At 63.3% G+C, this 18,879-nt stretch carries 15 protein-coding genes; 12 read left to right on the forward strand and 3 right to left on the reverse strand.

Features of this window, described 5'->3' with window-relative positions; genetic code table 11:
* Window positions 1-131 precede the first annotated feature (131 nt).
* The 11 genes from LB519_RS00950 (at window position 132) to LB519_RS01000 (ending at window position 14,083) form a co-directional block, all read left to right on the forward strand.
* Window positions 132-743 (forward strand): CGNR zinc finger domain-containing protein, encoded by a 612-nt coding sequence (locus LB519_RS00950; RefSeq protein WP_064992906.1) that lies wholly within the window; start codon window positions 132-134, stop codon window positions 741-743.
* The gene (locus tag LB519_RS00955; RefSeq protein ID WP_013528209.1) at window positions 736-1,272 is read left to right on the forward strand and encodes a hypothetical protein; all 537 of its coding nucleotides are present in this window, start codon (window positions 736-738) and stop codon (window positions 1,270-1,272) included. The genes LB519_RS00950 and LB519_RS00955 overlap by 8 nt, the downstream gene beginning before the upstream one ends.
* Before the next feature lie 219 nt (window positions 1,273-1,491).
* Window positions 1,492-4,986, forward strand: coding sequence for an indolepyruvate ferredoxin oxidoreductase family protein (locus tag LB519_RS00960; RefSeq protein WP_224618362.1), 3,495 nt, complete (start codon window positions 1,492-1,494; stop codon window positions 4,984-4,986).
* Window positions 4,987-5,130: 144 nt separating this feature from the next.
* Window positions 5,131-7,443: a putative bifunctional diguanylate cyclase/phosphodiesterase gene (locus tag LB519_RS00965; RefSeq protein WP_013528207.1), complete on the forward strand. Its 2,313-nt coding sequence runs from the start codon at window positions 5,131-5,133 to the stop codon at window positions 7,441-7,443.
* A gap of 335 nt (window positions 7,444-7,778) precedes the next feature.
* A complete protein-coding gene (locus LB519_RS00970) occupies window positions 7,779-8,558 on the forward strand; it encodes an N-acyl amino acid synthase FeeM domain-containing protein (protein WP_013528206.1) in 780 nt (259 codons plus the stop codon).
* Between the two features lie 120 nt (window positions 8,559-8,678).
* Window positions 8,679-8,828, forward strand: coding sequence for a DUF3096 domain-containing protein (locus LB519_RS00975; protein ID WP_013528205.1), 150 nt, complete (start codon window positions 8,679-8,681; stop codon window positions 8,826-8,828).
* A gap of 206 nt (window positions 8,829-9,034) precedes the next feature.
* A complete protein-coding gene (locus LB519_RS00980) occupies window positions 9,035-9,259 on the forward strand; it encodes an aa3-type cytochrome c oxidase subunit IV (RefSeq protein ID WP_013528204.1) in 225 nt (74 codons plus the stop codon).
* A gap of 85 nt (window positions 9,260-9,344) precedes the next feature.
* Window positions 9,345-10,625: a Re/Si-specific NAD(P)(+) transhydrogenase subunit alpha gene (locus LB519_RS00985; protein ID WP_013528203.1), complete on the forward strand. Its 1,281-nt coding sequence runs from the start codon at window positions 9,345-9,347 to the stop codon at window positions 10,623-10,625.
* A complete protein-coding gene (locus LB519_RS00990; RefSeq protein WP_032809881.1) occupies window positions 10,625-11,050 on the forward strand; it encodes an NAD(P) transhydrogenase subunit alpha in 426 nt (141 codons plus the stop codon). Before LB519_RS00985 ends, LB519_RS00990 begins: the two co-directional genes overlap by 1 nt.
* Window positions 11,051-11,056: 6 nt before the next feature.
* Window positions 11,057-12,454: an NAD(P)(+) transhydrogenase (Re/Si-specific) subunit beta gene (locus tag LB519_RS00995; protein WP_013528201.1), complete on the forward strand. Its 1,398-nt coding sequence runs from the start codon at window positions 11,057-11,059 to the stop codon at window positions 12,452-12,454.
* Window positions 12,455-12,601: 147 nt separating this feature from the next.
* A complete protein-coding gene (locus tag LB519_RS01000; RefSeq protein WP_224618364.1) occupies window positions 12,602-14,083 on the forward strand; it encodes a hypothetical protein in 1,482 nt (493 codons plus the stop codon).
* A gap of 98 nt (window positions 14,084-14,181) precedes the next feature.
* Here the strand turns inward: LB519_RS01000 and LB519_RS01005 are convergent, their stop codons facing one another.
* A complete protein-coding gene (locus LB519_RS01005) occupies window positions 14,182-15,099 on the reverse strand; it encodes a hypothetical protein (RefSeq protein WP_013528199.1) in 918 nt (305 codons plus the stop codon).
* A gap of 231 nt (window positions 15,100-15,330) precedes the next feature.
* Window positions 15,331-17,802: a DNA topoisomerase (ATP-hydrolyzing) subunit B gene (gyrB, locus tag LB519_RS01010; RefSeq protein WP_013528198.1), complete on the reverse strand. Its 2,472-nt coding sequence runs from the start codon at window positions 17,800-17,802 to the stop codon at window positions 15,331-15,333.
* A gap of 194 nt (window positions 17,803-17,996) precedes the next feature.
* Between gyrB and LB519_RS01015 the strand changes: the two genes are divergently transcribed.
* Window positions 17,997-18,137: a hypothetical protein gene (locus LB519_RS01015; RefSeq protein WP_155924935.1), complete on the forward strand. Its 141-nt coding sequence runs from the start codon at window positions 17,997-17,999 to the stop codon at window positions 18,135-18,137.
* 115 nt (window positions 18,138-18,252) lie between these two features.
* On the opposite strand, the gene LB519_RS01020 is transcribed toward LB519_RS01015, so the two are convergent.
* On the reverse strand, window positions 18,253-18,822 hold the full coding sequence (locus LB519_RS01020) for an NADPH-dependent FMN reductase (RefSeq protein ID WP_063169841.1): 570 nt from the start codon (window positions 18,820-18,822) through the stop codon (window positions 18,253-18,255).
* Window positions 18,823-18,879 lie beyond the last annotated feature (57 nt).

Consider the following 18,879-nt stretch of genomic DNA (forward strand, 5'->3'; position numbering starts at 1 on the left):
GCCGCCCAAAAATGCGAAGCGGTCCTGGCCAACAGCATGCTCAAAAGGCTGCGGAGACCACCGCATCCCGGAGTGAGGTTGCATCGCGGAATCTAACTTGTCAAATACGATTTATCGGTTAGATTTTCGCCATGACGGTATCATGGACCCCGCACCGCTTCACCGGCGGCCTGCTTGCGCTCGACACGGCGAACACCGTCGTGCTGCGCGGCGATCCGGAGCGGACGTTCGACCGCTTCGAAGATCCGGCCGAGATTGCCCGCTTCGCCGACGCGGCGAGCCGCTTTCGCGCCGCCGAGCTTGGCGAAAGGCCGCTGGCGGTATCCTCAGCGGCGGCGATCGCACCCGTCGTGCTGTCGATCCGCGAGGCCACGGACCGGCTGTTTCGTGGAGCGGTATCGAAGGGTGCGGTCGCCACCGCTGATCTGCCCGGATTCCTGAGCGCCTGCGCCGAGGGTCTTGCCGGCAGCCGGACCGAGATCGGTGCGCCGGGAAGGCCGTTCGGTGATCCCCTGACGCCGATCGCCTTCGAGGCGGCGCTGGCGGTTTCGGCGCTATCGCTTCTGCGCGACGATACCGTCGCAAGGCTCAGGATCTGTCCCAACTGCACCTGGCTGTTCGTGGACAGAAGCCGCAATTCCAGCCGCCTATGGTGCGACATGGCGGTGTGCGGCAACCGTCAGAAGGCAAGCCGTCACTATCGCCGTCGTCGCATGGCGGAAAATGAGGTCAAGAATGCGTAGCGGCCTTTCCCGTTCGATCCTTGTTGGCGCGGCGCTCATCGTGGCCGTTGCGCTCGGCGCCTGCCGCGACACCGGCGACGCCGAAGGCAAGCTGTTCGAGATTTCCGGCAAGATATTCGTTTTCAACTACCGCCTCGCCAGGGCGACTTATGTGGTGACCCTGCGGCCGCTGAAGCCAATGGGAGAGGGCCAGGTGGCGGTCGCCAGCTTCCAGGATCCCGCTGGCGGCGCACCTCTGGTGGTCGAGCAGAAGGTCTGGCCGAAGCTCGACAAGGTGACGCTGGAGAGCCCGGCACTGACCTGCGTCGTCAAGAACAAGCCCTATGCGATTGCCATCAGCATCAAGGGCGCCGACGGCGCGGTCCTGCAGAAGATCGACACCACGCTGATGTCGACGGAAGACCAGTCGATCCTGCCCGACCGGCCGCTGGTCATCGACCAGCTCTACACCGCCAATCCCGATCTCGTCGGCCATCCCGACGGCAAGCTGCCGGGCGAGCCGAAGCCAGATTGCTCGAAAGGCGGCTGACGCGGCGCGGCCGGCCGCGCCGCAGCTGTAATGTTCATGCGCCGGGCAATGTCCGCGGATCGGTTTCATACTCGATTCAGGATGGCCGCGGACTGTTCGTTGCGCGTTGCCTGGCATCTGCGATTTTGTTTGACCTGCCTTGCAAGGGGAGAAAGGATGCGTCATCCGACCCCGACGTTGGCTGCCTGCCCCGCGTGGCCTCCGCAGAGGAAATGCCTGATGACGCTGCACGACGTCGCGCTCGACGACAAGTTCGATCTCGCAAAGGAGCGCATCTTCCTGTCCGGCGCGCAGGCGGTCATTCGCATGCTCTTGATGCAGCGCGAGCGCGACCGTCGCGCCGGCTTGAACACGGCCGGGTTCGTCTCTGGCTATCGCGGTTCGCCGCTCGGCGGCCTCGACATGCAGCTGTGGAAGGCGAAGAAACAGCTCGCCCAGGCTGACATCATCTTCCAGCCGGGTCTCAACGAGGAGCTTGCCGCCACCGCCTGCTGGGGGGCGCAGCAGACGGAGCTGCTGGGCGAGGGCACTCATGACGGCGTCTTTTCGGTCTGGTACGGCAAGGGACCGGGCGTCGACCGCTCAGGCGATGTGTTCCGCCACGCCAACCTCGCCGGATCGTCGAAGCACGGCGGCGTGCTTGCGCTGATGGGCGACGACCATATGGCCGAATCCTCGACCAATGCGCACGCCACCGAATTCCTGTTCGTCGACACGATGGTGCCGATCCTCAACCCGGCCGGTGTCCAGGAGATCATCGACTACGGGCTCTACGGCTTCGCCATGTCGCGCTTTGCCGGCACGTGGGCGGCGATCAAATGCGTCAAGGACAACATCGAATCGACCGCCTCGGTCGATGCCGCGCTCGAGCGGCTGAACATCGTCGTGCCGGAGTTCGACATGCCGCCTGGCGGTCTCAACATCCGCCACGAGATCGACATGCTCGGCCAGGAGGAGCGGCTGCATGAACACAAGCGCGCCGCGGCCTCCGCCTTCATCCTTGCCAATGGGCTGAACCGCATCGTCTATTCGGGCGGCCGCAATCCGAAGATCGGCATCATCACGCTCGGCAAGAGCTATCTCGACGTTCGCCAGGCGCTGGAGGATATCGGCATCGACGAAGCGGCCGCCAACCGCATCGGGGTGCGGCTGTTCAAGGTCGGCTGCCCCTGGCCGCTCGACCTGCATCACATCGCCGGTTTCGCCCGCGGCCTCGACACCGTCGTCGTCGTCGAGGAGAAGCGCTCGCTGATCGAGGTACAGTTGCGCGAAAGCCTTTATGGCACTGCCACCCAACCGGTCATTATCGGCAAGAAGGACGAGCGCGGCGACTGGCTGTTTCCGGCCAAAGGCGCGCTCGATCCCAACGAGATCGCCATCGCGCTTGGCGAGAGGATCGTCAGGACCATCGGCCCGTCCGAAGAGATTTCGGCGCGCGTGGCAAAACTGCGCCAGTTCCAGGCAATGCTCACCGAGGCCACCGACATCGGCTCGCGCACGCCGTTCTTCTGTTCCGGTTGCCCGCACAATTCGTCCACCAAGGTGCCGGACGGCTCGATCGCCGCGGCCGGCATCGGCTGCCACTTCATGGCGCTGTGGATGGACCGCAACACAGTCGGCTTCACGGCCATGGGCGGCGAGGGCGCGCAATGGGTCGGCCAGGCGCCGTTCTCCAAGCGCGAGCACATCTTCCAGAATCTTGGCGACGGCACCTACAACCATTCCGGTACGCTGGCGATCCGCTTCGCGCTGTCGAGCAATGCCAACATCACCTACAAGATCCTCTACAACGACGCGGTCGCCATGACCGGCGGCCAGCCGCACGAAGGCGGCCTGACCGTCGATATGATTGCCAGGCAGGTGCGGGCCGAGGGTGTCGACCGCATTGCCATCGTCACGGATGAGCCGGACAAATATGCTGGCAAAGCCGAATTCCCGGCCGGCGCCACTATCCATCACCGCGACGACCTCGATCTCGTCCAGCGCGAGCTGCGCGACGTCAAGGGCGTTTCGGTCTTGCTCTACGACCAGACCTGCGCCGCCGAAAAACGCCGCCGCCGCAAGCGCGGCACATTCCCCGATCCCGACAAGCGCGTCTTCATCAACGAACTGGTCTGCGAAGGCTGCGGCGATTGCGGCGTACAGTCGAACTGCGTCTCGATCCAGCCGGTCGAGACCGAATTCGGCCGCAAGCGCAAGATCGACCAGTCGAGCTGCAACAAGGATTTCTCCTGCGTCAACGGCTTCTGCCCGTCCTTCGTCACTGTGCACGGCGCCAAGATCCGCAAGGCCGAGGGCCTGGCCGGCAAGGCCGATCCGCTGGAAGGCGTGCCCGTGCCGGCGCAATTCCCGCTTGGCGAGCAGGGCTGGGCGGCGATCATCGACGGCGTCGGCGGCACCGGCGTCGTCACCGTCGGTGCGGTGCTAGGCATGGCGGCGCATCTTGAGGACAAGGGCTGCGGCATGATCGACATGGCCGGCCTCGCCCAGAAGGGCGGCTCGGTGTTCACCCATGTCCGCATCGCTCGTACCCCGGACGACATCCATGCAATCCGCGTTTCGGCGGGGAAGGCCGATCTCGTGCTTGGCTGCGATCTCGTCGTGTCGGGCGCCAAGAAGGTGCTGACCGCGGTGCGCGAGGGCCACACCATCTTCGTCGCCAACACCGCCGAGATCATGCCCGGCGAATTCGCCCGCTCGGCCGATTTTTCGTTGCCGATAGAGCGGCTGAAAAAGGCGATCCGCGCGGCTGCGGGCGACGACAAGGCACATTTCTTCGATGCCACCCGCACTGCCACGGCACTTTTCGGCAATTCGCTCGGCGCCAACATGTTCATGCTTGGCTTTGCCTTCCAGCACAGCGGCCTGCCGCTGTCCGCCGAGGCGGTCGAGAAGGCGATCGAGCTCAATGGCGAAGCCGTGGCGATGAACATCGCCGCCTTCCGCTGGGGCCGTCGCGCTGCCCATCAGCCGGATTTCGTGCGCGGGCTGGTTGCCCAGCCGGGTCCGACCGCGGCTGGAAAGGCAGGCCAGGCCACGGATATCGCCGAGACGCTGGACGACATCATTGCCCGCCGCGTCGCCTTCCTGACCGCCTATCAGAACGCCGCCTATGGCAGGCGTTATGCCGGAAAACTGGCCGCGTTGCGCGCCGCCGAAGCGAAGGCCGTGCCTGGTTCGACCGCGGTGTCGCAGGCTGCCGCCAGGAACCTGTTCAAGCTGATGGCGATCAAGGACGAATACGAGGTGGCGCGTCTTTACACGGACGGCTCTTTCGCCGCCGAACTGGGCAAGCAGTTCCAGAGCTACGAAAGGCTTGAATTCCATCTCGCGCCGCCGATCATGGGCCGTCGCGGCAATGACGGAAGCCCGCGGAAATCGAGCTTCGGCCCGTGGATGATGAAGGGTTTTCGCGTGCTGGCGGCGATGAAGGGCCTGCGCGGCACCGCCTTCGACCTGTTCGGCTACACCGCCGAACGGCGCATGGAGCGGCAGCTGCTGGCGCGGTACGAGGCGGATCTGGAGCTCATCGCCGGATCGTTGGCCCCAGCCAGGGTCGATGCGGCGGTTGCGCTGGCCTCGGTGCCTGCCCTCATCCGCGGCTATGGCCACGTCCGTCAAGCCAGCGCGCAAAAGGCCGCCGGCGAGCGCCAAAGGCTGCTCGAACGCCTGTCGAGTACGCCGGCGCGGCCCGAACTTCAGGCCGCCGAATGATCGATACGCCTTGTTTACCTGAACGACAGTTTCCTTGCTTTCCGCTGCGTCACCCGGCTTGACGGCAGGAGCGCGAGGGTCTCTCTAAATCTTTCTTAAGGCGGATGTGGCACTGCTTGGCTCCCCAGGGTTGGGATTCAGGCGTTGAATCTGCGAAAAAAGAACGAGATCCCGGTCGACGTCTATATTCCGTTCGTGGAAACCCTGTTTCGCGACGGGCTGACGCTTTCGATCGGCATTCTCGCGCAGACTTTCCTGATCGGCCTGGTCTGGTGGAAGAGCGGCGATCCGCGGTATTTGCTGGTCGCGATCTCGATGGTTCTCGTCGGTGTGTTCCGCATGAGAAACTTTCGAAAATACAACAGCATGCCGTCGCCGACGACCTGGGAAGAGGCGCACAAGCGTGAGAATGACTACATTCTCTATGGCTCCCTGCATGGCTTGACGCTTGGCGCTTTCTGCCTGCTCGGCATCTATTTCGCGCGCGATGGTTTCGCCGAAATCGCCTCCGTTTGCCTGACGCTCGCGACGGCGACCTCCATCGCCGGCCGCAACTACGGCTCGCCGCGCATGGTCACCATCCTGACCATTGCCTTGACCTGGCCGATCTCGCTTGGCTTCCTGCTGCGCGGCGACATCTACCATGTCCTCCTCGGGCTCCTGTCGGCGCCGTTCCTGTTCGCCATCCGGAAATTCGCCAACACCGTACGCGATGTGCTTTTTGCGGCCGTCTCGGAAGAGAAGAAGGCCAACCGCATTGCCCAGCGCTTCAACCGGGCGCTCAACACCATGTCGCACGGCCTTGTCATGCTCGGTCCGGACGGCCGCGTCGCGGTGGCCAATGCCGAGGCCGCGCATCTGATGTCGCTCAAGTCGCCCGACGCGCTGCTCGGACGGTCGATCCACGGTCTGTTGATGCGCGGTGTCGCCGGCGGCATGCTGGCGCCCAAGGATTGCCGCTACATCGAGGCGCAGCTGACGCGTGCCCTGCGTGAGGGTCGCGACCGCAAGGTGCTGGTTTCCCTCGCCAACGGCCAGCATTACGAGTTCTCGGCTCGCGAGGGCAGCCAGGAACTGGGCGTCATCACCTTCGAGGACGTCACCGCCCGTGTCGAGGCGGAAGACAAGATCCGCTTCATGGCACGCTACGACAATCTCACCGGCCTGCCCAACCGGGCCTATTTCCATGAATTGGTGGGCGAGGCCATGGCGTCCGGCGATCGCGACCGTCTCTGCGGCCTTGCGGTGCTCGATCTCGACGATTTCAAGAGCGTCAACGACACGCTTGGCCATCCGATCGGCGACGGCTTGATCTATGCCGTTGCCGAGCGGCTTGGCGCCATTGCCAAGCAAGATATCACGGTCAGCCGTTTCGGTGGCGACGAGTTCATGATCTTCTTCGACCGCGTCGAGGATGAGAGCCATCTGACCAGCCAGCTCGACGAGATTTTCGCCGGCCTGCAAGGGGAAGTCGACGTCGCCGGTCACGGGCTGCGCATTCAGGCCAGCGGCGGCGCGGTGCTGTCACGGGTCAAGGATACCGATGTCGACGCCATGATCGTGAAGGCGGACCTGGCGCTCTACAAGGCCAAGGAACTCGGCAAGAACAGCTGGCGATTGTTCGAAGCTTCGATGGATGCCGCCTTCCGCAACCGTCAGCTGATGAAGGCGGATCTGCGCACCGCGGTAGAGGGCAAGAGCCTGCGGGTGGTCTATCAGCCGATCGTGGCGATGAGCACCATGCGTATCGCCAGTTGCGAGGCGCTGTGCCGGTGGGATCATCCAGATCTCGGGCCAATCTCGCCCAGCATCTTCATTCCACTGGCCGAGGAAATGGGCATCATTTCCGAGATCAGCACCTTCGTGCTGCAGGCAGCCTGCGCCGAATGCGCCAAATGGCCGGACCAGACCAGCGTTTCGGTCAATCTCTCGGCCAAGGATTTCCGCAGCCGCGATGTCATCCAGAAGGTTCGCGATGCGTTGGCCGGCTCCGGCCTCGCCGCCAGTAGGCTCGAGATCGAGGTCACCGAAACGGCGCTGCTCGACGACAAGTCGCTGACGCGTCAGTATATTGAGGAGCTGAAGCAGCTTGGCGTGCGCATCGCGCTCGACGATTTCGGCACCGGCTATTCGAGCCTGAGCTACCTGCACAAGCTGCCGCTCGACAAGATCAAGATCGACCGCTCTTTCCTGATGGACGTCACCCAGAATCCCCGTTCGCTCGAGCTGCTCAAGGGTATCGTCAACCTGTCGCGGCCGCTGGGGCTTTCGGTGACCGTCGAAGGGGTCGAGACCTTCGAGCAGCTCAAGATCCTGGCGCTGCAGGTCAAGCCTGATCTTGTCCAGGGGTTCCTGTTCGGTTCGGCGCTCAGCGCTTCCGGTATCGAGACGATGTCGAACACGGTATGGCCCTTCGCCAAGGATATCAGGACCGCCAAAAAGGCGGTACGCCGCTGATTTGAGGCGCCTGGCGCATGGTGTCCAGGCACTGAGAGCCCATCCCTGTTTCCATCAGGATTGAACAGGCGCCCAGGCTTTAGGCATTCACTGCATTCGAGGTTTCTTTGCACATCGCGGGCCATGCCAGAATTTCAGCCGCTTCCCGTCATGTTCGAGACACGCTCTTTCCCCGTCGCGACGCAGAAAACGAAGAAAACCACCAATTTTAGTTTTATTTTAGCAATCGTTAACCTTAACGACTGGTAAACGGGCTGCTTCCTGTTTTCATCTTTTACATCCCAAGACCCTGTCGTAGTGTCGGATCGCGGCGGCAATGTACGGGGATTGAGTTGATGATTGTGCAGTTGAGTTCGCTTCGTCCGGTGACGGGCGAGGACGGCAAGGACGCCGCCGACACCATGTCCAGCTTCGCCCGCAACGTTTCGGCGATGCTTGAGCGGACAGAGTACCGCCGCTGCGACAAGGGCGAAGATCTCGAGGACATCTACCGCCTGCGCTACAAGTCATATCGCTCGAACGATATGGTGCCCGACAACGAAAACCATACCATTCACGATGAGCTCGACGAGGCACCGAATGTGTACCGCTTCGGGGTCTATATCGACCAGGAACTCGTCAGCACGCTGCGTATCCATCACGTCACCTTGGCCACGCCGATGTCGCCTTCCACCAAGGCCTTTGGCGACATCGTCATGCCGATGCTTCGTGACGGGCTGAGCTTCATCTGTCCCAGCCGGTTTGCGTCCGATCCCGAATGGTCGCGCGTCTACCCGCAGATTCCCTACCTGACGCTGCGGCTGGCCGGCATGGCGTGCTTCCATTTCAACGCGCCCTACTGCCTGTCGACCATTCGCGAGGATCACGCCGGCTTCTACAAGCGTATCTACTACTCGGAGAAGATCAGCGAGTCGCGCGCCTATCCGGGCGTTTTCAACAAGGTCGTGCTCTACCGCGCCGACGTCAACGCCATCCGCGAGCGGTCCTTCTCACGGTTCCCGTTCTTCCGCTCGACGCCAATGGAGCAGCGCATGCTGTTCGATACGCCGCATGTCGGGGAACTCGCGCCGCTGACCATCCTGCCGACGGCAAAATACTATCACGAAGCCGCCTGATACGGCAGGGATCCACACGATTTTGCAGGGCCGACAGGGAGCCTTTTGGCGACTTCGGCGTTCTGGGTGAGGCCACGAGCAGCGCTCCGGGTTGATCTGAGGTTTTTGAGGGAACCCGCCATGACCATTTCCACACTTGCGCTAACCCCGCTCATCTCGCTGATCGCCGGCGTGCTGATCCTGGTCATGCCAAGGCTGTTGAACTACATCGTCGCGCTCTATCTGATCGTCGTCGGGTTGCTCGGGCTATTTCCGCATCTAGCCGGCTGAGGCGCCGGCTTAGGCCACGCAAGCGTCCGCCCTTCGGAGTTCCGCATCAAGCATCAGAATCCAGCGATCGGACTCCGTCGCGGCGTCGACTGCTGGCTTCAATCTTTCTTTGAGGCAGTTGTCGGTTGTTGTGCGGCAATAGCGCCATTGCTCTCGGCGCGGCTTTTCGCTATGTGCCTGAAAGATGTCTTCGAAGGGGTATTCCTATGGCTGATCACTCGCCGACTGGTCCTGTCGAACTGGGCGCGAAGATGGACTATGCCGAGCATGACCGCACCTATGCGGGCTTCCTCGCGCTGGCCAAGTACGGCTCGCTGTTTTGTGGCGCCCTGCTCCTGGCGATGGCCTTCGGCTTCTTCGCGGGCGGCTTCTTCTCGGCGACCATTCTGTTCGTGCTGATTCTGGCTGTCGGCGCCTTTATCCTCCGATAGATTTTTCCGACATCTTGTCCACGGCGCCGCCGCGAGGCCGGCCGGCGTCTTGCGGGAAATAGCTTCCGGCCGAAAGGATCATGCGGTGGGACAGACGGTTTTCATCCCTCGTGAGCTCGATGCCAACGAGCCGCGCGTCGCGGCTTCGCCCGATACGGTGAAACGGCTGGCGGCGTTGGGCTTCGACGTCGTCGTCGAGGCCGGTGCCGGTCTGAAATCGCGCATCATCGATGCCGACTATGCGAGCGCCGGCGCTGCTATCGGCAAGGCTTCCGATGTCGCCAAGGCCGATGTGGTGCTGAAGGTGCGCCGGCCTGGTGATGCCGAGCTGAAGAGCTACAAGCCCGGCGCGGCTGTGATCGCCATCATGGACCCCTACGGCAACGATGCCGCCGTGGCAGCTCTTGCCAAGGCCGGCGTCACCGCTTTCTCGATGGAATTCATGCCCCGGATCACCCGCGCGCAGTCGATGGACGTCTTGTCCTCGCAGGCCAATTTGGCCGGCTATCAGGCGGTGATCGACGGGGCTTCGGAATATGACCGCGCCTTGCCGATGATGATGACGGCGGCCGGCACGGTGCCGGCGGCGAAGGTCTTCATCATGGGCGTTGGCGTCGCCGGCCTGCAGGCGATCGCCACCGCGCGCCGGCTTGGTGCGGTTGTCACCGCCACCGACGTTCGCCCCGCCGCCAAGGAACAGGTCGCCTCGCTCGGCGCCAAGTTCCTCGCGGTCGAGGACGAGGAATTCAAGGCGGCCGAAACGGCCGGCGGCTACGCCAAGGAAATGTCGAAGGAATATCAGGCCAAGCAGGCGGCACTCACATCAGAGCACATCGCCAAGCAGGATATCGTCATCACCACGGCGCTCATTCCCGGCCGGCCGGCGCCCAAGCTGGTCTCGGCGGCGATGGTCGCTTCGATGAAGCCGGGCTCGGTGATCGTCGACCTCGCGGTCGAGCGCGGCGGCAATGTCGAGGGCGCCGAAGCCGGCAAGGTGGTCACCACCGCCAACAACGTCAAGATTGTCGGCCATCTCAATGTGCCTGGCCGCATCGCGGCGTCGGCCTCGCTGCTTTATGCCAGGAACCTGTTCGCCTTTCTCGAGACGCTGGTCGACAAGACGACCAAGACGCTTGCCATCAATCGCGACGACGATCTGGTCAAGGCAACGATGCTGACCGATGGCGGCAAGGTGGTTCATCCGGCTTTCGTGAAAGCCGACCAGCAGCCGGCAAAGGGCCAATATGTCGAGCCGGCCGCGATCCCGGCCAAGACCATGGTCGCCGATGCTTCGCCCAAGAAAGCCGCGCCCAAGAAGGCGGCCGCACCCAAGTCGCCCTCGTCGAAGCCGAAAGGGATCGCGTGATGGACCAGACCCTGCAGAAAGCCCTCGACCAGCTCGACCAGGCCTCCGCCGCCGTCCGGCTGGCGGTGCACAATCTGGCGACCGCGCCCGGCGGCACTGACGCGGCCGGTGATGCCGCGCATGCGCTCTCCGGCGGCGCCATCGATCCCTTCGTCTTCCGCTTCGCCATCTTCGTCCTGGCGATCTTCGTCGGCTACTACGTCGTCTGGTCGGTGACCCCCGCACTGCATACGCCGCTGATGGCCGTCACCAATGCCATCTCCTCGGTCATCGTCGTCGGCGCGCTGCTTGCCGTCGGCATCGCCGCCTCCGGCATTGCCGCGGGCTTCGGCTTCGTCGCGCTGATGCTGGTTTCGGTCAACATCTTCGGCGGCTTCCTCGTCACCCAGCGCATGCTGGCCATGTACAAGAAGAAGGACAAGTAGAGCGCCATGAACGCCAACTTCGCGTCCTTCCTCTACCTCGTCTCCGGTGTCCTGTTCATCATGGCGCTGCGCGGCCTGTCGCATCCGACCACCAGCCGCCAGGGCAATCTCTACGGCATGATCGGCATGGGTATTGCCATCGCCACCACACTGGCTCTGGCGACCCCGTCCGCCGGCCGCTTCGGCCTGATCGTGCTCGGCCTTGCCATTGGCGGCGGCGTCGGCGCCGTTACCGCGCGCCGCATCGCCATGACCTCGATGCCGCAGCTGGTCGCTGCCTTCCACTCGCTGGTCGGCCTCGCCGCCGTCATGGTGGCGGCTGCCGCGATCTATGCCCCGGAAAGCTTCGGCATCGGCACGGATGGCGACATTCATGCCCAGGCCCTGATCGAGATGAGCCTTGGCGTCGCCATCGGCGCCATCACCTTCACCGGCTCGGTCATCGCTTTCCTCAAGCTCGATGGCCGCATGTCCGGCAAGCCGATCATGATCGGCGCACGCCACTTCATCAACGCCGCACTTGCTATCGCGCTCGTCGTGCTGATCGTGTTGCTGGTCACCACCGAGTCCAAGCTGGTCTTCTGGCTGATCGTTGCCGCCTCGCTGGTGCTCGGTATCCTGCTGATCATCCCGATCGGCGGCGCCGACATGCCGGTCGTCGTCTCGATGCTGAATTCCTATTCCGGCTGGGCGGCGGCGGCGCTGGGCTTCACGCTCGGCAATCTGGCGCTGATCATCACCGGCGCGCTGGTCGGCTCATCCGGCGCGATCCTGTCCTACATCATGTGCAAGGGCATGAACCGAAGCTTCATCTCGGTCATTCTCGGCGGCTTCGGTGGGGAGACGGCAGCGGCCGCCGATGACGGCATCGAACGCACGGTCAAGCAGGGTTCTGCCGACGATGCCGCCTACCTCATGATGAACGCCCAGAAAGTCATCATCGTGCCGGGCTACGGCATGGCGGTTGCCCAGGCGCAGCATGCGCTGCGCGAAATGGCCGACAAGCTCAAGGCCAATGGCGTCGACGTGAAGTACGCCATCCACCCGGTCGCCGGCCGCATGCCCGGCCACATGAACGTGCTGCTCGCCGAAGCCAATGTGCCCTACGACGAGGTGTTCGAGCTTGAGGACATCAACTCGGAGTTCGCGCAAGCCGACGTTGCCTATGTCATCGGCGCCAACGACGTCACCAACCCGTCCGCGCGCGACGACAAGTCCTCACCCATCTACGGCATGCCGATCCTCGACGTCGACAAGGCGCGCACCTGCCTGTTCGTCAAGCGCTCGCTCGGTTCCGGCTATGCCGGTATCGACAACACGCTGTTCTACAAGGACGGCACCATGATGCTGCTCGGCGACGCCAAGAAGATGACCGAAGAGATCGTCAAAGCCATGGATCACTGATCCGGGATAAGCGCCGGGACACGCCAAGAATCGCCCGGCTTCGCGCCGGGCTTTTTCTTGGCAGGCTTTCTTGGCTTGACGGCGATTTCGGCGCTACGATGACGAATTCCCGCCTCGACGGCGGGATTGTCGTCGACGGAGACGTTGGTGCCTGACCCGATCGCATCGCCGCCCGCCGGGAAAGCGCCGCGCAAGCCTGGCCAGGCGGTGGTGATCGTGCATGGCATGGGCGAACAGCGGCCGATGGATACGCTGCGAGGCTTTGTCCAGGCTGTCTGGAGCCATGACCCCAACCGCGCGCCGTTTTATGCCCATGTCGCCGATCCGGCCGACCCCGCCGGCGCGAAGATCAACCAGAGCTGGATCACTCCCGACAGTCGGACCAATTCGTACGAACTTCGCCGCATCACCACGCCCTACGATGTCGATGGCCGCCGCACCGACTTCTACGAGCTTTACTGGGCCGACATCACGCAGGGCACGACGCGAGGCCGGCTTGCCGCCTGCGTGACAAATCTGCTGTGGCGCAAGCCCACCGACATACCGCCGGACGCCCGAAAGCTCTATCTGGTCACTCTGGTTGCCGCCATCATCGTCCTGGTCGCGACGCTCGCGCTTGCGACGTCGGTTTGGCAGCAGCAGATTTCGTGGACCGTCGGCGTCCTCGTCACCATCCTGGCCTCGTTCGTCATCTGGTCGGTGGACCGTTTTGGCCTTCCCTATTTCGGCGATGTCGCGGGCTATGTGCGCGCTGAAGCGGCCACGGTAGAGAAGCGGGCGCTGATCCGCGACCGCGGCCTGAAGCTGCTGAAGCGTCTGATGATGGACGATACCTACGATCGCATCGTGCTGGTCTCGCACAGCCTCGGCTCGATGATCGCCTATGACCTGTTGCAGATCTTGTGGTCCGATTTCAGGCCCCGAAAACTCGAGGCCATCCGCGACAAGGCGAAACTGAAGGCTATCCACGCCATCGACAAGGCGACGCTTGTTGCCGACGGCTCGGCATGGCCCGGCAGCCTTGACGATCTTGCCGGGTTCCGGCGCGATCAGTGGGAGCTCTATCGCCAACTGCGCACCAGGGACGACAGCCATCGGCCTTGGAAGATCAGCGATTTCGTCACGCTTGGTAGCCCGCTGACCCACAGCGAATTTCTGGTGACGCACAATCTCGCCGAATTCAGGCGCGGCATCGCCGAGCGCCTGTTCTCGGCATGTCCGCCGATTGCCGAGGGAGCGGCGGCCGGTGGCACCGTGCTTTATCAGGAAGGGCGCAACCGTTCTTCCGGCAAGCCACAGCGGGCGGTGCATCATGGCGCGGTGTTTGCTGCGACGCGCTGGACCAATATCTTCGACCGCGGCAACGGTTGGCTGACGGGCGATCCGATCTCAGGGCCGATGGCGGAGAATTTCGGCCCGGGCGTGGAGAACGTTCAGGTCGAGCTGCGCGGTTCCCTCGGCCGTGTCTTCACCCACACGCTGTACTGGTCGTTGGCGGCGACCGGTATCGAGGTTGCTGCCGGCGATCAGCCGCGCTCGCATCTCGCCGTGCTGCGCGACGCTGTCGACCTCGGTCGCAAACTGGAGCCGAGCCAAGCCGAAGTGCCGGCGATTCCTCCCCGAAAATAAGAACGGATTTCAGCGAACGGGGTCGTGGCAGCGCCGCTCGACAACTTCAAAGCAAAGCCGCTCCGGGCGGGCCAGAGTGGCTTTGTTGCAAGTGCAGTTCAACGGTTGGTGATAAAAACCGCTTCCTCATCGTCGCGCTGCCTGCCGCCAAGGGCCGCGGCAGCACTGGCGATAAAGGCGCCGATGGCCAGCGAGAGCGCACCAAGCAGGGCAAACGTCGCGCTGGCCTTCCTGGCTGTGTCGGCGGCCTGCTGCGCCTTGACCTTGGCGTCCTGGGCCTTGGCGAGGACGGCATCCACCCGGGTCCTGGCATCTGCTTCCGAAAGCCCCGTGCGAACGGCGACCAGCTGCGACAGATAGGTTTTGTCGTCTGCGGAAACCTCGCCTGCCGCGGCGCCGGCGATCAGGATGCGCGAAGCCTGCCCAACCGCGGCCGCATCGCTGTCCGGATTGGCGGCCGCGAGCTTGCCCGGATCAGCCGGACGGAACAGTGAATCCACCAGGTAGGATGTCGCATTGTCGGCCGACGCGCTGCCGGCATTGGCCGAAGCCCCCGCCGATGCGCCCATGGCCGCACCAGACGCGATGGTGGACACCGCCTGCACGCCCGAGCCTATGGCAGCGGAAAGCGCGGAGCCAAGCACGCCGACGACGAGCAGTGTGGCCAACGCCCAGGCAAGAAAGCCATGGGCGGTATCACGGAAATACACCTCGTCCGTGTGGATGCCGACCCATTTGGTGCGCAGGCGTCCGGCAAGGTAGCCGCCGACACCCGAGGACAGCCATTGCACGATGATCAGCCAGACGGCGGTGGATGCCGCGAAAGTGGTGACAGATGCGCCGGATCCCGACCAGGGCGACACCATGCTCAATCCAAGCCCGGAGCCCAGCAGCATGAGGATGAAGGTCAGCGTCGAGGCCGCGAAGGCACCGGCGATGATCGGTCCCCAACTGACGGCGGTGGAGGAGGATTCTGTTGAAGTGGAAACGTCGACAGCCGATAGGGTGGACTGCATAAGTGCCCCCTATCGTACGAACAGCATGATCAGAATGATGATCGGGATCGGTATGCCGAGCAACCAGAGCAAAATGCCGCGTCCCATGGAAGCCTCCTGTTAGAAATTGTGATCGATATTGTCACAATGTCTCGCAGGGACTTCCGTTCCGGCGCGTTGCAAATTGATTTTGTTGCCGCCGGTGGAACAATTGGCGCGCCGCAGCGCGCCAATTCAGATTTAACGGCCAGATCAGATATCCAGATTGGCGACCGACAGCGCGTTGTCCTGGATGAACTCGCGCCTGGGCTCGACCTCGTCGCCCATCAGCCGCGAAAACAGCGAATCCGCATCGGTCGCGTCATTGACCTTGACCTGCAGCAGCGAGCGCACGTTCGGATCGAGCGTGGTTTCCCACAGCTGTTCGGCGTTCATCTCGCCGAGACCCTTGTAGCGCTGCATCGTCAGGCCCTTGCGGCCTGTCGCAAAGACCGCATTGAGCATCGCCAGCGGCCCCGAGATGGTTTCGGAGACATCCTTGCGGCGCAGCACCGGCGGCGACCCGTAGACCTCGCTGAGGCGCTGTGCGTAGCGGTCGAGCTGGCGTGCGTCGGCCGAATTGATCAGCGCCAGGTCGAGATGCGCATATTCCTTGACGCTGCGCACCGTGCGCTCGAACACATAGCCGCCAACGCCTTCATTCGAGGTCGACATGCGGCCGGTCCAGCCGCGCTCGGTGTCCTCGGCAATGATGTCGAGGCGTTTTGCAATCCGCTCCGCCATGTCGTTGGCGCGACCGAGATCGGCGAACACGTCCGGGTTGAGCCCACCGGCGATCGCCGCCTGCTCGACGACGCCTCTGTTGTAGCGCGTGTGCAGGCCGTTGATCAGCTGGCGCACCGCCAGCGCGTCATCGATGGCGCCACGCAGGTCCTGCCCGATGCGAACCTCGCCCGAGCCGAGCGTAAGCGATGCTTCCTCCAGTCCCGAGCCGATCAGGAACTCCTCGAACGCGCTTTCGTCCTTGATGTATTGCGAGCTCTTGCCGCGCGTCACCTTGTAGAGCGGCGGCTGGGCGATGTAGAGATGGCCGCGCTCGATCAGCTCCGGCATCTGCCGGAAGAAGAAGGTAAGCAGCAAGGTTCTGATATGGGCGCCGTCGACGTCGGCGTCGGTCATCAGGATGATCTTGTGGTAGCGCAATTTGTCGGCGTTGAACTCGTCCTTGCCGATCGAGGTGCCGAGCGCCGTGATCAACGTGCCGATCATGTCGGAGCCGAGCATGCGGTCGAAGCGCGCCCGCTCGACATTGAGGATCTTGCCGCGCAACGGCAGGATCGCCTGGTTCTGGCGCGAACGCCCACCCTTGGCGGAGCCGCCGGCGGAATCACCCTCGACGATGAAGATTTCGGATTTCGCCGGGTCGCGTTCCTGGCAGTCGGCCAGTTTGCCGGGCAGGGAAGTGACGCCGAGCGAACTCTTGCGGGTGATATCGCGCGCCTTGCGCGCCGCTTCGCGCGCCGCCGCCGCCTGGATCACCTTGTCGACGACCACCTTGCCTTCGCTCGGGTGTTCTTCCAGCCAGGTGCCGAGCGCTTCGTTGACCAGGCCTTCGACGACAGGACGGACTTCCGACGAGACCAGCTTGTCCTTGGTCTGCGAGGAGAATTTCGGGTCGGGAACCTTGACCGACAGCACCGCCGTCAGACCTTCGCGGCAATCGTCGCCGATCAACGAGACCTTTTCCTTCTTGGTCAGCCCAGAGGATTCGCCATAGCCGGTGATCTGACGCGTCAGCGCGCCGCGGAAGCCGGCCAGATGCGTGCCGCCATCGCGCTGCGGGATGTTGTTGGTGAAGGCCAGCACGTTCTCGTGGTAGCTGTCGTTCCACCACATCGCCACTTCGACGGTGATCCCGTCGCGCTCCGCCCGGATGGCGATCGGCTTGTCGATCAGCGGTTTCTTGACGCGATCGAGATATTTGACGAATTCTTCGAGGCCTCCATCGTAGTGCAGTTCATGGCGCACGACATCGGCGTGACGGGCATCGGTCAAAATGATGCGCACGCCGGAATTGAGGAAGGCAAGCTCGCGCAGCCGGTGTTCCAGCGTGCCGAAGTCGAACTCGACCATGGTGAAGGTCTCGGCCGACGGGAAGAAGGTGATCTGGCTGCCGCTGCGGCCCTCATAGGTGCCCGGCTGCTTGTCCTGCTCATAGGTGCCGGTCGCCTTCAGAGGTGCGTCGGCATTGCCATGCGTGAAACTCATCTCGAAGATCTGGCCGTTGCGGCGGATCTTCAGCTTTAGCCACGCCGACAGCGCGTTGACCACCGAGACGCCGACGCCATGCAGGCCGCCCGAGACCTTGTAGGAATTCTGGTCGAACTTGCCGCCGGCATGCAGCTGCGTCATGATCACTTCGGCCGCCGAAATGCCTTCTCCGGTGTGGATATCGGTCGGAATTCCGCGGCCATTGTCGATCACAGTGACCGAACCATCGGGGTTGAGCGTCACGGTGACGAGGTCGGCGTGACCGGCCAGCGCCTCGTCGATGGCGTTGTCGACCACTTCATAGACCATGTGATGCAGGCCCGAGCCGTCGTCTGTATCACCGATATACATTCCGGGGCGTTTGCGGACAGCGTCCAACCCCTTCAAAACCTTGATGGAATCGGCGCCGTATTCGGCTTCAGCGCCGTTGTTGTTGTCGATCTGATCGCTCATGAAAACCTGTTGTCTGGATGCCGCCTGCACAGCGCGAAAAGTCCGCGCCGAATCGCGCCTCTGATATCGACTAGATATAGGCGCAAAAGGCGGTTTTTCCAAGGTTTGCAGGCATTTCACTGGGAATGGCCGGCTGCCAATGGCGGGCCTCCGCCGGCCCCCATTTCACTTCGGCCAGCGGTCCTTGAGAAACCTTGATCATGAACTTGTATCTCGGCGCCAGCCGCCTGCTGCGGTCGCGCCCCGGCGTCATGTCGGGCGGGCGGCCGGATCAGGCGGTGGTCGTCGTTGGCGATGACCAGGGCCAGGCGCCACCACTGCGGTGGCGGTGGTGAGCATAGGCAGCAAGGCAAACAGCAAGCGCAAATCGAACTGCCCCCCAGTTCGTTCCTGTGCACGACCACCTCTCTATGGCAGCAAACCGGGGTTTTTTGCGGAAGACCAGCGTTTTCAGCCTGCCCGCATCGGCTTCAAAGCCTCGCTCCAGCGCAGCAGCCCGTCGAGCATGGTTTTGGCTCCGCCCTGCACCTGTTCGCTGGCGTTGAAAGCGCCATTTTCGTCGAGCAGTTTCTGGTACATCGGCAGCGCGACGCCTTCCGGGATCGGCATGACACCTACCGAGGTCAGCAGCGGCTTCAGCGCTTGCGCCGCGCGCAGGCCGCCGGAGACGCCGCCATAGCTGAAAATGGCGGCTGCCTTGTACTTCCATTCGCGCGAGAGATAGTCGATCGCGTTGACGATCGCCGGCGCCACGAAATAATTGTATTCCGGCGCCACGAAGACGAAGGCATCGGCGGCATCGATCGCCTTGGACCAGGCTTTGGTATGATCGTTCTGGTAGTTGCCAAGCCTTGGATGGTGCGGTTCGTCCAGCACCGGAAGCTTGAACGCATCGATGTCGGTCAGTACAGGCTCGAATTTCCCGTGCTCGCGCGCGAACCTCTCCAGCCACTCGGCAAAAATCGGTCCGGCGCGGCCTGGCCGCGTGCTGCCGATGATGATGTTCAACTGGTGCTTCAAGCTGGGCTCCTGCGGTGGCGGTATCCATTGGTGACTGCCACCTAGGGCATGCCGCTC

Source organism: Mesorhizobium sp. AD1-1, from assembly GCF_020164655.1.
GTDB classification, from domain to species: domain Bacteria; phylum Pseudomonadota; class Alphaproteobacteria; order Rhizobiales; family Rhizobiaceae; genus Mesorhizobium; species Mesorhizobium ciceri.

Coding starts and splice junctions, on each gene's coding strand:
- LB519_RS00995 (WP_013528201.1), top strand. CDS start 11,057: ATGAACGCCAACTTCGCGTCCTTCCTCTACCTCGTCTCCGGTGTCCTG.
- LB519_RS00950 (WP_064992906.1), top strand. CDS start 132: ATGACGGTATCATGGACCCCGCACCGCTTCACCGGCGGCCTGCTTGCG.
- LB519_RS00975 (WP_013528205.1), top strand. CDS start 8,679: ATGACCATTTCCACACTTGCGCTAACCCCGCTCATCTCGCTGATCGCC.
- LB519_RS01005 (WP_013528199.1), bottom strand. CDS start 15,099: ATGCAGTCCACCCTATCGGCTGTCGACGTTTCCACTTCAACAGAATCC.
- LB519_RS00970 (WP_013528206.1), top strand. CDS start 7,779: ATGATTGTGCAGTTGAGTTCGCTTCGTCCGGTGACGGGCGAGGACGGC.
- LB519_RS00980 (WP_013528204.1), top strand. CDS start 9,035: ATGGCTGATCACTCGCCGACTGGTCCTGTCGAACTGGGCGCGAAGATG.
- LB519_RS00960 (WP_224618362.1), top strand. CDS start 1,492: ATGACGCTGCACGACGTCGCGCTCGACGACAAGTTCGATCTCGCAAAG.
- LB519_RS00990 (WP_032809881.1), top strand. CDS start 10,625: ATGGACCAGACCCTGCAGAAAGCCCTCGACCAGCTCGACCAGGCCTCC.
- gyrB (WP_013528198.1), bottom strand. CDS start 17,802: ATGAGCGATCAGATCGACAACAACAACGGCGCTGAAGCCGAATACGGC.
- LB519_RS00955 (WP_013528209.1), top strand. CDS start 736: ATGCGTAGCGGCCTTTCCCGTTCGATCCTTGTTGGCGCGGCGCTCATC.